This is a genomic window from Nesterenkonia suensis (genome assembly GCF_054782935.1).
This window is the reverse complement of record NZ_BAAGRN010000001.1, coordinates 58,204-71,157: the sequence shown is the minus strand read 5'-3', so window position 1 is coordinate 71,157 and position 12,954 is coordinate 58,204. Positions and strand designations below refer to the sequence as shown.

General features: G+C 66.6%; 11 protein-coding genes. 8 read left to right on the top strand and 3 right to left on the bottom strand.

The genetic code is table 11. The annotated features are described in order from the left end of the window. Positions 1 to 26: 26 nt before the first annotated feature. From ACYVKI_RS00275 to ACYVKI_RS00255, 5 genes are all read left to right on the top strand, one after another. Positions 27 to 1,007, top strand: coding sequence for an ABC transporter permease (locus ACYVKI_RS00275; protein ID WP_460688348.1), 981 nt, complete (start codon positions 27 to 29; stop codon positions 1,005 to 1,007). Next, positions 1,007 to 1,900 carry an ABC transporter permease gene (locus tag ACYVKI_RS00270; RefSeq protein WP_460688347.1) on the top strand — a complete coding sequence of 298 codons (894 nt, stop codon included), beginning with the start codon at positions 1,007 to 1,009 and terminating at the stop codon, positions 1,898 to 1,900. The genes ACYVKI_RS00275 and ACYVKI_RS00270 overlap by 1 nt, the downstream gene beginning before the upstream one ends. A gap of 35 nt (positions 1,901 to 1,935) precedes the next feature. Further along, the gene (locus tag ACYVKI_RS00265; protein WP_460688346.1) at positions 1,936 to 2,799 is read left to right on the top strand and encodes an ABC transporter ATP-binding protein; all 864 of its coding nucleotides are present in this window, start codon (positions 1,936 to 1,938) and stop codon (positions 2,797 to 2,799) included. Next, positions 2,796 to 3,674 carry an ABC transporter ATP-binding protein gene (locus tag ACYVKI_RS00260; RefSeq protein WP_460688345.1) on the top strand — a complete coding sequence of 293 codons (879 nt, stop codon included), beginning with the start codon at positions 2,796 to 2,798 and terminating at the stop codon, positions 3,672 to 3,674. The genes ACYVKI_RS00265 and ACYVKI_RS00260 overlap by 4 nt, the downstream gene beginning before the upstream one ends. Before the next feature lie 89 nt (positions 3,675 to 3,763). Continuing rightward, on the top strand, positions 3,764 to 4,810 hold the full coding sequence (locus ACYVKI_RS00255; protein ID WP_460688344.1) for a Gfo/Idh/MocA family protein: 1,047 nt from the start codon (positions 3,764 to 3,766) through the stop codon (positions 4,808 to 4,810). 49 nt (positions 4,811 to 4,859) lie between these two features. On the opposite strand, the gene ACYVKI_RS00250 is transcribed toward ACYVKI_RS00255, so the two are convergent. The 3 genes from ACYVKI_RS00250 to ACYVKI_RS00240 form a co-directional block, all read right to left on the bottom strand. Further along, entirely contained in the window at positions 4,860 to 5,930 is a 1,071-nt protein-coding gene (locus ACYVKI_RS00250) for a hypothetical protein (protein WP_460688343.1), read from the bottom strand. 131 nt (positions 5,931 to 6,061) lie between these two features. After that, on the bottom strand, positions 6,062 to 6,823 hold the full coding sequence (locus tag ACYVKI_RS00245) for a DUF6318 family protein (protein WP_460688342.1): 762 nt from the start codon (positions 6,821 to 6,823) through the stop codon (positions 6,062 to 6,064). A 495-nt stretch (positions 6,824 to 7,318) separates the two neighbouring features. Continuing rightward, positions 7,319 to 8,773, bottom strand: coding sequence for a hypothetical protein (locus tag ACYVKI_RS00240; protein ID WP_460688341.1), 1,455 nt, complete (start codon positions 8,771 to 8,773; stop codon positions 7,319 to 7,321). 174 nt (positions 8,774 to 8,947) lie between these two features. On the opposite strand from ACYVKI_RS00240, the gene ACYVKI_RS00235 reads away from it, so the two are divergent. The 3 genes from ACYVKI_RS00235 (at position 8,948) to ACYVKI_RS00225 (ending at position 12,888) form a co-directional block, all read left to right on the top strand. Then, entirely contained in the window at positions 8,948 to 9,733 is a 786-nt protein-coding gene (locus tag ACYVKI_RS00235; protein ID WP_460688340.1) for a methyltransferase domain-containing protein, read from the top strand. A gap of 149 nt (positions 9,734 to 9,882) precedes the next feature. Next, a complete protein-coding gene (locus tag ACYVKI_RS00230; RefSeq protein WP_460688339.1) occupies positions 9,883 to 10,977 on the top strand; it encodes a lysostaphin resistance A-like protein in 1,095 nt (364 codons plus the stop codon). Between the two features lie 438 nt (positions 10,978 to 11,415). Next, entirely contained in the window at positions 11,416 to 12,888 is a 1,473-nt protein-coding gene (locus ACYVKI_RS00225; RefSeq protein WP_460688338.1) for an MFS transporter, read from the top strand. Positions 12,889 to 12,954: the final 66 nt, after the last annotated feature.

Here is a 12,954-nt window from a genome sequence, read left to right as displayed (position 1 = left end):
TGTCCGACGACTGAGGGGAGCCGGTGATGGTGCTCGGATGGGTGAAGTATGTCAGCCGACTGCTGGGATCGGCGTTCCTGCTGATCTTCGCCGTCGTGGTCGTGATGTTCCTGCTGCTGGATCTGGCACCGGGCGACCCGGTCCAATCGCTGGTCGGGTTCGTCCCGGTCTCTGAGGCGTTCCGTCAGCAGATGACCGAGCTGTACGGTCTGGATCGCCCGTTGCCCGAGCGGTTCGCCACCTATGTGTGGAACATCGCTCAAGGCAACCTGGGGTACTCCTACGCGAACCAGTCCCCGGTGACCGAGCTGATCGGCGACCGGATCTGGAACACTCTCGCCCTGACCGTGCCGAGCACCATCATCGCGGCGATCGGCGGGATCGTCCTCGGCGCCTATGCGGCGAGGACCCGCTCGCGGATGAAGGACGGGACCATCTCGTTCCTCTCCGTGGCCGGGTTCTCCATCCCGAACTTCTGGCTCGGCCTGCTGCTGATCCTGCTGTTCTCCGTGCACCTGGGATGGCTGCCGGCGCAGGGCACCGGTCCCTTCGGGACGTCGGGCATCTCGTGGAATCACCTGATCCTGCCCCTGGCGGCGCTGACAGTCGCCGAACTCGCCTATACCACCCGAATCATGCGCTCCAGCATGATCGAGGTGCTCGGGCAGGACTATATCGACGCCGCCCGGGCGAAAGGCCTCTCTACCTTTGAGATCCTGCGTCGTCACGGACTGCGCAATGCGATGATCCCCATGATCGCGGTGATCGGTTACAGCCTCGGGTTCACCCTGGCCGGAACCGTCGTCGTCGAGAAGGTGTTCGGCTGGCCGGGCATGGGCCTGCTGCTGTTCGATTCGATCCACGCAGGCGAGAACATGGTCGTGATGGGCATCCTGCTGGTCATCACCGTCACCATCGTGATCGTCAACCTGCTGACCGACTTGGTCTACGGCATGGTCGACCCCCGGATCCGTGCTCGTCTGCGTTCTGTGAAAGGAGTGGGCTGATGACGGTCCACGGTACGGCGACCGACGCCGAAGACACGCCGCGTGCGGCCCAGACTGCCGCACCGCGGAAGAACCCCTGGCAGCTGTTCCTCCGTCGGCCGATGACGATCTTCTTCATCTCCCTGTTGGCGCTCATCGTCGCGGTCTGCATGGTCGGGCCGGCCTTCGGGCACAGCCCCTCCCATACCGGCTTCGCGGTGCTCCAGCCGCCGAACCCGGAGAACCCGATGGGCACCGACCATCTCGGGCGGGACATGTTGGCCCGGCTGATGCTCGGCGGCCGCATCTCCATCTTCGTCGGGCTCGCCGTCGCACTGCTCTGCCTGACACTGGGCATCGTCATCGGCGGCCTCGCCGGGTTCTACGGGGGCCTGATGGACGCGATCCTGATGCGCATCTCGGACTTCTTCCAGGTCATCCCGGGCATCATCATCGCGCTGGTGGCCGTGGCGATCCTCGGATCCAACCTGTCCATCATCATCATCGTGCTCGCGCTGACGTTCTGGCCCGGGGTGGCCCGTGTCGTCCGGGCTGAATGCATGCGGGTGCGAGAGCTGGGGTATGTGGAGTCCTCCTTCGCGGCGGGGTTCTCCTCGCTGCGGATCTTCCGCTCGGACGTGCTGCCGAACGCCTTCGGCCCGATCCTCGTGGCCACCACGATGACCGTCGGTCGAGCGATCCTGGCGGAGTCGTCACTGGCCTTCCTGGGCCTGGGTGATGCGAACGTGCCCAGCTGGGGCGCGCTGCTCTACTTCGCCCAGCCCTACATGCAGCTGGCCTGGTGGCTGACGGTCGTCCCCGGACTGGCGATCTTCCTGGTGGTGCTGGCGATGAACATGCTCGGCGACGGGCTCAATGACAGCTTCAACCCGACGATCAGCCGGGTGAAGTGATGCCAGCAGATGCGAAGCACACAGGAGGTGCTGCGATGCCTATGAACGGTCCAGATGCCGGATCACCGGCTGACGGGGCGCTGCTCGAGGTCTCCGGCCTCGGAGTCCGTCTGCCGACCGGTCCCGGGCACCATGTCCAAGCGGTGCGCGACGTCAGTCTGACCGTCGGGCGCGGCGAGCGCGTCGGCATCGTCGGCGAGTCGGGGTCCGGAAAGTCGGTCACCGTCCGGGCGATCTCAGACCTGCTGCCCGAGTCGCCTCTGGTCGAGGTGGAAGGTTCGGTACGGTTCGGGGGCGTGGAGATGGTCGGCGCACCGGCGGCGACCCGGCGGCGTCTGCGAGCCCAGCAGATCGGGATGATCTTCCAGGACCCCTCCACCTACCTCAACCCGACGATGAAATGCGGGCAGCAGGTGCAGGAGGCGCTGGCGGCGGGGAACCACCCCGACTCCTCGCAGTCCTCCGTGGTCGAGTACCTGGAGCTCGCGGGCCTGCCCCACGGCGAGGAGGTGGCCCGCCGGTATCCGTTCCAGCTCAGCGGCGGCATGCGGCAGCGGGTGCTGATCGCCGTCGCGCTGGCCAAGCGACCGGAGATCATCATCGCCGATGAGCCGACGACGGCACTGGACGCCACAGTCCAGCGGCATGTGCTGCGATCCCTGGACGACAGCGTCGACGCGCTGGACACTTCCCTGATCCTCATCACGCACGACATGGGCGTGGTCGCCGGACTGTGTGACCGGATCTATGTGATGTATGCGGGGCGGGTGGTCGAATCCGGCACCACGGAGGAGATCTTCTACCGACCCCAGCACCCGTACACGCAGGAGCTGCTCCACTGTGTGCAGAGCCTTGCCGATGACAGCGACGAGATCTACGTGGGCAGGTATTCGCGATGAACATCACCGATAAGTCCGCTGACAGGAAGAACCTCGGCGTAGCCGTCACCCTGCGCAGCGAGCAGGTGAGCAAGTCCTTCGTGGCACGGAACAAGGCCACGGGGCGGCAGAAGCTGCTCGCCGTCGACGACGTGTCCGTCACCGTAGCGCCGGGAGACTTCACGGCGATCGTCGGGGAGAGCGGCAGCGGCAAAAGCACCCTGGCACGGATCATGCTGGGGCTGATGAGACCCACCGAGGGGCAGGTGCTCTTCGGCGAGAAGGTCGTGGCGGAGATGTCCCGGAAGGAGGAGCTGAACTTCCGGTCCCATGTGCAGTGCGTGCTGCAGGACCCCATGTCGGCGCTGAACCCGCGGAAGTCCGTCTTCCAGATCATTGCGGAGGTCGTCCAGCTGCACGACATGGCTCGCGGGCGCCGAGCAGTCCGGGAGAAGGTCCTTGAGGCGCTCGCTCTGGTCGATCTGAACCCGCCGGAAGTCTTCGCCGACCGGTTCCCCCACCAGCTCAGCGGTGGTCAGCGGCAGCGTGTACTGATCGCTCGTGCGGTGGTGCTGCGGCCGTCGATCATCATCGCCGACGAAGCGGTCTCCGCCCTGGACGTCTCCGTGAAGGCCGGCATCCTGAACCTGCTCAACGAGCTTCGGGAGAACCTGTCCATCGGATATCTGTTCATCACCCACGATCTGCCCGTGGTGAAGAAGGTCGCGGACTACGTCTATGTGATGAAGTCAGGGCAGGTGGTGGAGGAGGCCCCCACCGCACAACTGTTCAACGCTCCCGAGACCGACTACACCAGTGAGCTGCTGGCCTCCATGCCGCTGCCCGATCCTCGGCGGGCCAGGGAATGGATCCGCTCTGCGACCGCAGTCGCCTGACGGGCGACCTCTCCGAGGCCTGCCGAAGCCACCGATGTCCGACTCAGACGGGAGCCGCACGCCGCTCCCCCACACGTGAGGTCCATTGCATGAATTCCGTGAACACCCCGATCCGCACCGGCATCGTCGGCTACGGCACCGCCGGACGGGTCTTCCACGCTCCGCCGATCGCCTCCGATGAGGCCTACAGTCTCGACGCCATCGTGACCAGAGACCCGGAGCGAGCCCGACTCGCTCAGCAGGAGCACCCCGACGCCCGGGTCCTCCCGAGCGTCGACCAGCTCTGGGAGCTCGAACTCGACCTGGTGGTCGTCGGCACTCCCCCCGTGACCCATGTCGATCTCGCCGGGGAGGCGTTGGAGCGCGGTGTCGCCGTCGTCGTGGACAAGCCGTTCGTCATCGACCCGGACGAGGGGGCCAGGCTGATCGCCCGCGCCGACGAGTTGGGGGTCCCTCTCACGGTCTTCCAGAATCGGCGGTGGGATGCCGACTTCCTCACGCTGCGTCGACTCATCGACGACGGCAGGCTGGGCCGAGTGCATCGCTTCGAATCCCGGTTCGAATGGTGGAAGCCGGAGCTCGCCAGATCGTGGAAGGCCGAGTCTACGGTGGAGCAGGGCGGGGGGATCCTCTACGATCTGGGACCCCACCTGCTCGACCAGGCGCTGCAGCTCTTCGGACCTGCGGCGGAGGTGTCGGCGGAAGTGCTGACGCGTCGGCCTGACGGTGTGGCTGATGATGACGTGTTCGTCGCGCTGACTCATGAGTCGGGAACGGTGTCCCACCTGTGGATGAACGGGCTGGCACCGCGCAAGGGCCCCCGGTTCCACGTGGTGGGTGCGAAGGCCGGGTACTCCAAGTGGCACCTGGACGGCCAGGAGGACTTCCTGAAGGGCGGCGGGTCCGTCACCGATCCGGAGTACGGGGTGGAAGGGACTTCGAGCTGGGGCGTCCTCGGCGTCGGCCATGAGGAGCAGCGGGTGGAGCCCGAGCGAGGCCAGTATCCGCAGTTCTACACGCTGCTGGCTGATGCTCTGCTGCGTGGCGGTCCGTTGCCGGTGAATCCCCGGGATGCCCTCGAGGCGCTGCAGATCATCGCCCGGATCCACGCAGAGCACCCTCGACGAGTGTTGTGAAGGACTCGGGCGCGAGTGGCGCCTGGCGGAGAGGGCGTGCCGTCCAGGGTCAGTCCTGGGGGCCGATCCACGTGCCGTGGTCGTCATATTGGTCCTCGAAGATGGCCGGGGGCGCGTCGCCCTCTTCCACCTCCACCGGCCCGTTGCAGCCCCATGCCTCGGTATCTTCACAGGGGCCGGAGACGTTCCGTGCAGAGATCCGCCAGATGTCCGCTTCTCCCGGTTCGGAGGTCCGGGTGGCGCTGCCCGGGATGGCGATCCACGGACCACCGTCGATGCGGTACTCCCCGAGGAACACTGTGTCGACGGTGACCGGGAAGCGCCCAGTCTCGGCATAGGCATGAGAGGTGACCGTCTCAGTGTCCGTCTTGTCGACCTCGAATCCTGCCGAGTCGAACTCCGGCAACTGCGCACCCGGCTCACTGGTGGTGCGCGTCGTCCCGTCGCCGTAGTCCCAATGGAACTGCGCCGGAAGAGCTCGGATGTCGACGTCGTAGCCGAGCATCTCCTCGGAGATCACCTGCGTCTCCACCTCCGCGAAGATGTTGACGTGCCGGTTCAGATATCCGAAACCGAGCAGGTCGGGCTCGAAGGCGACTTCGGCAGGCTCGAAGGGCAGCTCCAGGAAGTCGGCGGTGGTGATCGTGGGCGGAGGCGGCGGGGCCTCCTCCGCCTCGACCTCCTCAGGTTCGGCGACCTCATCACCCGGCGCCTCGGACACATCCGGCTCGTCCTCAGGGTCTGGCTCGTCCTCCTCCGGCGGGCAGAAAGTCGGCGCGAAGTTCAGGCCGCCGGACGGATCCTCAGAGGTCGGCATGCTGACCGGGCCCGGGAGCCCGCAGATGCGCTGGGCGAGCTCGACGCATTCACCATTGACCACCTCGCCCTCGACACAGAGGTTCTCCTCCTGCGAAGCCGGCTGCGCATCCGTCGAAGGATCAGGAGCCTGTGAGTCCCGTCCTTCTCCGCCGCCGGGTGACTCCGGCGGGGAAGGCGCTTCCGGGGCCGGAGCCGCAGTATCCCTGTGCTCGTCCTGGATGGGCTCCTCGGAAGGGCCCGGCTCCTCGTCAGCCCCAGGCTCCGTCTCCTCGATCCAGACATTCGCATTATTCTCGGTCATGGAGGCACCACGATCATGTGTGCCGCTGCTTTCATCCGGTGCAGCTTCCGCTGGTACACCGGCCCCACCAAGCAGAGACACAAGCATGGCCATACCCACACCATGGCGGGCCAGTTTGTGACGAAACAGCATCAGCCGTCACCCAGACCGTCTTCGTCGTCCCCGTCGGCGATCATCTCGAACCGGAGTGAAGCTACCTGCCAGAGGTCTCCCTCGTAAACCAGACGAGCGGTCCACAGGGAGTCCCGGGCCCCTTCCGTCGACTGCTCGTATTCCCCGTCCCAGTACACCTCGAAGTCGCCTTCATGCAGGATGAACGGCCCGCCAACAGCCCCCGAATCGAGCTCAGTCAGCTGGACCAACTCAAGCTCGTATGAGTCCTGGATATACCAACCATCGCCGGCATACGTGTCTTCAACTTCGTCAAAGTGAGCCTCACAGGGCCAGCACTCGTCATGAGTGAATGACTCGATCTCATCCAGTTCGCCGGTTTCACGGGCAAACTCATAGAGGTCGAACCAGTGCCGCAGTGCCGCCTCTGCCCCGTCCAGGTCATCCTCGTAGGCCTCCTCCGGGGCTTCGGGCACGGGAAGGTTCTCGCCCGGGCCGTCCGAAGATGCCGGCTGCGGCGTCGGCTCTGCGCCCTCTCCGTCGCGGTCCGCGCCTGAGCCGTCGTCGCCCGGCCCCTCGCCGTCGCCCGCATCACCGGCGGTGTCCTCCGCAGGCGACTCGCCGCCGTCGGGTTCCACTGTCCCTGCCGATTCTGAGTCTGCTCCGCAGCCTGCCAGGGCCAGGGTGCAGATGAGCAGCCCTCCTGTGACGGACCTGATCCACCCCTGGCGCTGTGCGTCGTCGCTGACCATCCGTTCCCTTCCCCTCCTCACACCGTCCACCGCACGAGCCTCCTCCCGGGCTCCCTGCGGCGCTCACTCTCGGCAGTGTAGACAAACGCCGGACATCCCGGTGCGGTCATGTAACCACCTGTGGAAAACCTGAACCCAGACCCACGCCGCCCCTTGCGAAGAAGATCGTCTCTCTGTTGCGGATCGTCGCTGAATCCAGAGACGATCCGCAACAGAGAGACGATTCCTCCGCGCACGAGGGGGACGAACAGGGTGAACTGAGGATCCGGCCCAGGCAGAACGACGCCCCGCACAGAACAGCGGCCCGGCCCAGAGCTGATGCTCTGTGACCGGGCCGCCGCCCACCTACCTTGTTCAGGATGTGGCGCGCTCCGCCGTCATCTCCGGGATCCGCCCAAGAATCCCGAAGGACGGAACGCCACCCTCAACTCGCACCTGCCAGGAGAGATCCGTTGACGCTGTCCATGACACCGTCAGCGGTGTCGGGTCTGGCAGAACCACCCGAGCCTGTCCGGGACGACCGCGTCAGTGATCGTGGTCGTGGTCGTCCTCATCGTGATCATGATCGTGATCGTGGCCGTCACCCTCGTCATCGTCATGATCGTGGTCGTGGTCGCCGTCCTCGTGGTCATGATCCTCGTGGTCGTCCTCGTCGCCGTGCTCGCCCTCGAAGTCGTCGGAGACACCCTCCACCGGGCGGCCGTCGACGGCGGCGATCTCGTTCGGCGCGAAGTCGAACTCTGCGTCGTGGATGATCTCCAGCTCGTTCAGGTCCACCATGTGGATGGTCTGCGCGTCGGGTTCGGTGATGTAGGCGATGTCGTCGACGACCCGGATCGCCGGGCGGGGCTGCTGCCACTCCTCCGGTTCGGTCCACTCATCCATGATCTGGAGCTGGTCGATATGCTCACCGGTCTCCTCGTCGATGACGTGCAGCTGCCCGTCCTCAGCGATCACCAGCGCCTCGCCCTCCGGCCCCCGGGCCAGGGAGCGGAAGTTGTAGGCAGAATCGACGTCGGCGAGGGTGATCTCCTCGGTCTCGGTGTTGACCAGCGCCACCTCCGTCATCGGCTCGTCCCGGTCCTCATCGAGGAGGTAGTCGCCCAGCAGCACCGGGGACTCGTCATGGGCGAACAGGTTGCCGATCCGGGAGTACTCCTCGCCGGTCTCCAGCTTGGTGAACTCCTCCCCGTCGAAGAGCAGGACACCGTCCTCGCATCCGACGGCCAGCGAGTGGTCGGGCAACGCGGCCTCGCCGTGGACTCCCGGGCACTCCTCACTGCGAGCGACCTCCTCCCCGTCCGCATCCAGGAAGCGGGCGCCGCTGCGGTCAGCCAGGGTCTCGAAGCGGGAGCCGTCGGCGTTCACCACAGCCACGCCATGGTGAGCCTCCTCGGTCTCAGCCACCTCGGCGTCGATCTCCTCCTCAGCGTCCAGCGAGGACAGATCATAGGTGTGGATCTCACCGTTGCCATCGAAGAACAGGGCGCCGACGCCGTCATGGGCGACCACGTGACCAGGCTCGGGGCCGTCCACGGTGATGTCGGTCAGCAGCGGATCGGTGGTGTAGTAGTGGTTGTGGTCCCCATGGGGAGCACCCCAGGTGCCGCCGTCGATCAGACGGAAGGACTCACCTTCGGTGAGGAAGAAGTGTCGCCCGTCCCCCGCCGGGTTGACCCGGGTGAATCCCTGGACGTCGAACTCTCCGAGCACGTCGAGAGTCGCACCGTCCAGCACGGCGACGCCGTCGTCATAGGTCACTGCCAGCCGCGTGGTCGGACCGCCGGCCTCATGCGTCTCGCGGTCTGACGGCTCGATCCGTTCGTCGTCGGCGTCAGCCTCGTCGGCGTCATCAGCGCCGGCGTCGGAGTCGACCTCGTCGGTGCCGCCGTTCTCCTCGGTCGCGGTGTCGAGCTCCTCCTCGTCGGCGCCCTGGGCATCGTCGTCGCCGCAGGCCGAGAGGACCAGGGCGGACGCCATGGCAAAGGAAGTGAGAGTGAGTGCGTTCCTATTCATGCGAATCATTATCACGACCAGTTCCCGACAATTGCAAACCATTCGCATTGTGTGACGCCCCGGTGACGACCCGCACCAGGTGTCGGATTGTGTCCGCCACCCAGGTCCCACCCCCTATGCCTCCATAGAATGACTCCCATGCCCAGTACCCAGTGGAACCCGGGTGCCTATCTGACCTACGCGTCCGAACGCACTCAGCCCTTCATCGACCTCCTCCAACGCGTCCGCCTCCCCCAGGCGGGCTCCATCCTGGACCTCGGCTGCGGCCCCGGCAACGGCATGCCCGTGCTCCGCGGCATGTGGCCCCACGCGACGATCACCGGAGTGGATTCCAGCGCCGAGATGCTCGAGCGTGCACGGGAGGCCACCGATGACGATCGCATCAGCTACGTGCGCGCCGACATCCGCGACCTCCAGATCGCCGAACCGGTCGACCTCGTCGTCTCCAACGCCGCCCTGCAGTGGCTCCCCGACCACCGCGACGTCCTGCCTCACATCCTCGACCTCGTCGCCCCAGGAGGGGCCCTGGCCGTGCAGATCCCGGGCAACTTCAGCGCACCGAGCCACTCCCTGCTGGCCGAATTCGCCTCCCGCGAGCCCTACGCGGCGCACATCGATCAGGAATCGCTGCTCCAGCCGACTCATGAGCTGGTCGACTACATGCTTGACGTCGCACGCCCTGGTTGGGAGGTTGAAGCCTGGGAGACGCGCTATCACCATGTCCTTCCGGGCGAGGACCCAGTGTTCGACTGGATCTCGGCGGCCGCCGCCCGGCCGGTGCTGCAGGCGCTGCCGGAGCCGGAGCTGTCCCAGTTCACCGAGGAGTACAAGGCCGCCCTGCGCGAGGCCTATCCGCGGACGTCGTTGGGGACCATCCTGCCGTTCCGTCGCCTCTTCTTCATCGCTCGCCGTCCGGCAGAGTGAGCCTCACCCCTCCTCCCCGGCGGTGTGCGCCCCGACAGCGCATCGGCCGGGGAGGGGCGGTCTCCGGCGTCCGGACGTCAAGCCTGGACCCGTATCATCGGGGGCTGGACTGCACCTTCCCCTGACCCGTGAGACCAGCGAGGCCTCCTATGCCGCACCAGAACTCTGACGCCCGGACGCCCACCCCCGAGGACCAGCACGACGGCGGCGCCGCGCCTGCGGAGCCCACCGCCGACGCCCCTCTGCGGACCGCCCCGGCCACTCCGCGGACTCCCCTGGTGCTGATGAGCACCTTCCTCATCCTGTCGCTGGCGCTGGGCTGGCTGATCGGCCTGCCGCTGGTGCTGATGGATCCGCCGGACCGGCTCGCCGCCCCGCTGGACATCTTCTACAACCTGTTCATGCTCAGCCCGGCACTGGCCGCCGTGGCCGTGCACTTCATGGAGCGGCGCCAGTCGGCGCGGGTGCTCTACGGGTACCTGGCCACCGACCTGGCACCATCTGGGGCCACCGACCAGACCGCCCAGCTGCGCCCGCAGCGCCTCACCGACGCGCTGGGCATCACCCCGCTCCGCCCGGTATCTCGACTGATCAGCTGGTCGATCCTAGCGATCCTGCTGTTCTTCGTCTTCAGCATCGCTGCGCTTCCCCTGGGAGGGCTCTTCGGCGTCTACACCTTCGACCCGTCCATGCCTGTCTTCGTCCAGGACCTGGGCCAGCGGCTGGGGCATGACCCGACGGAGTTCATCGCCACCGGTCTGATCGTCGAAGCCGGGGTGATCTTCGCCGCCGCCGTCGGCCTGGTGTTCCTCCACGTCGGCGCCGAGATGGGCTGGCGGGGCTGGTTCTTCCCGCGCGCCCAGCTGCGCTGGGGCACGTTCAGAGCCGTGCTGGTCACCGGCGTGGCCAACGGGCTCTGGTACGCGCCGCTGCTGGCCGTGGGCTTCTTCTACGACCAGGCGAACGTGTTCCAGGCCATGGGCCTGATGATCGTCTTCTGCGTCATCATCGGCGGCGTCCTGGCATGGCTGCGGATGCGCTCCGGCTCAGTCTGGCCCGCCGCGTTCGCACAGTCCATGATCACCGCCTCCACGATCCTGGCCTACTGGTTCACGTCCTTCGGCGAACAGATCGACCTCCGACAGGCCACCCTGCAGGGCTGGTCCGGCTGGGTGCTGCCGGCCGCCCTGCTGACGGTCCTGCTACTGACCCATCGCCGCAGCTTCGCTCCGACGAACACCTGAGCGGCCGGGTCGCAAGCACCTGTCCGCGGAATTCCACCTCCTCGAGCGTCGCGACCTGAGGGGCCAAGCACTCCTGCGCGACAGCCTCGTCCTCCAGATCCTCGCCCAGCATGAAGGAGGGGACGTCGAGGCCGTCGTCGAGGCCGTCGTCGAGGCATCCGGTGAGGACCTCGACGCTCGATGGCGGGGCCGCCTGTGCTGACGGCAGCGATCCCCCACCGGCCACCGGCAGGGACCGCGAGTCGGCTCCCAGGGGCATCTCACCGCCGGGATCCTCTCGGATGAGGCTGGTTTTTCCTCCCTGAAACTCGGTGATGCCGCCGGCGAAACACCGTCTTGGAAACCTGGGAGCCACCGTGAGGGAGACCCGACCCCTCCGGCTGAGACCACGCAGGTTCCATCATGTGCCCGCCACGACGCGGAGGAGAGCAGGACACTATGACCCCGCAGCCCTACAGCACCGGACCCATCACCGACGCCGAACGGGAGACTGACGCCCTCGCTGGCACCTCCGGTTCGCCCACCACCGCACCCGCCCGCCCCCAGACAGGCGGTTCCGGCCCCGAGGACCACCTGGTCGTCGAACCCGGCCGGTGGATCACCAACTGGCAGCCCGAGAACCGCAGGTTCTGGGAGGGCCCGGGCCGGGTCACCGCACGGATCAACCTCATCTGGTCCGTCTTCTGCGAGTTCCTGGGCTTCGCCGTCTGGCAGCTGTGGTCCGTCACCGTGGTCTTCCTCCCCCAGGTCGGCTTCGACCTCACGACCTCCCAGCAGTTCTGGCTGGTCTCTCTGCCCCCGCTGGTCGGCGCGACCCTGCGCGTGCCCTACAGCTTCACCGTCGCGATGTTCGGCGGACGGAACTGGACCATCGTCTCCGCGCTGCTGCTGCTCATCCCCACCACCGCTATGGCCTTCACCCTCGGCAACCCGGACACCCCCACCTGGGTGCTGTTCGCGATCGCCGCGGCCGCCGGCTTCGGCGGCGGAAACTTCGCCAGCTCGATGGCCAACATCACCTTCTTCTACCCGGCCAAGGAGAAGGGCGCCGCGCTGGGCGTCAATGCCGCGGGAGGAAATCTCGGCGTCGCCGTCGCCCAGTTCACCGTACCGATCGTGGTGACCGCCTTCGCCTTCGGGACCTTCCAGCCGAACCTGCCCATGGCAGGGATCTTCTGGATCCCCTTCATCCTGCTGGCCTCCTGGGGCGCCTGGAAGTACATGCACAACCTCTCCCACGCGAAGAACGACCTGAAGGGGTCACTGTCCACGCTGAAGGAGAAGCACCTGTGGGTCATCGCGATCCTCTACATCGGGACCTTCGGCTCCTTCATGGGCTTCGGTTCGGTCTTCCCCACGCTGATCAACATGACCTTTCCGGAGTTCTCCAGCTTCCAGGTCCTCGGCGCCGCACTGTCCCTGGCGTTCATGGGTCCGTTGGTCGGCTCCCTGGCCCGCCCCTACGGCGGCAAGCTCGCCGACCGCGTCGGCGGCGCCCGGATCACCGCCCTGTGCTTCATCCTCATGGCCGGTGTCACGGCTCTGGTAGTGCTCACCCTGCCGATGGCCAGCTTCTGGCTCTACCTGTTGCTGTTCCTGACGCTGTTCACCCTCACCGGCATCGCCAACGGCTCCAGCTACCGGATGATCCCGCTGGTCTTCAAACTCTCCGTGAGCCCGGATGACCGGGTCGGCCACGAGCGCAAGGCCTCGGCCGCGCTAGGGCTGATCGGCGCCGTCGGCGGCTACGGCGGCTTCGCCATCCCGCAGATCCTGAACTTCTCCCACAACGCCACCGGCGGATTCGACGTCGCCTTCTGGTGCTTCGCGGCGGCTTACATCGGCTTTGCAGGACTGACATGGGCCGTTTACATGCGACCGGGCACAATCTATGCGAGGGCCAACGTCTGAACGGCCGGGCACCCGCACCACCCGGCAGACGGCGGCTCCCCATCCGCACAGCCGCACAGCCGCACA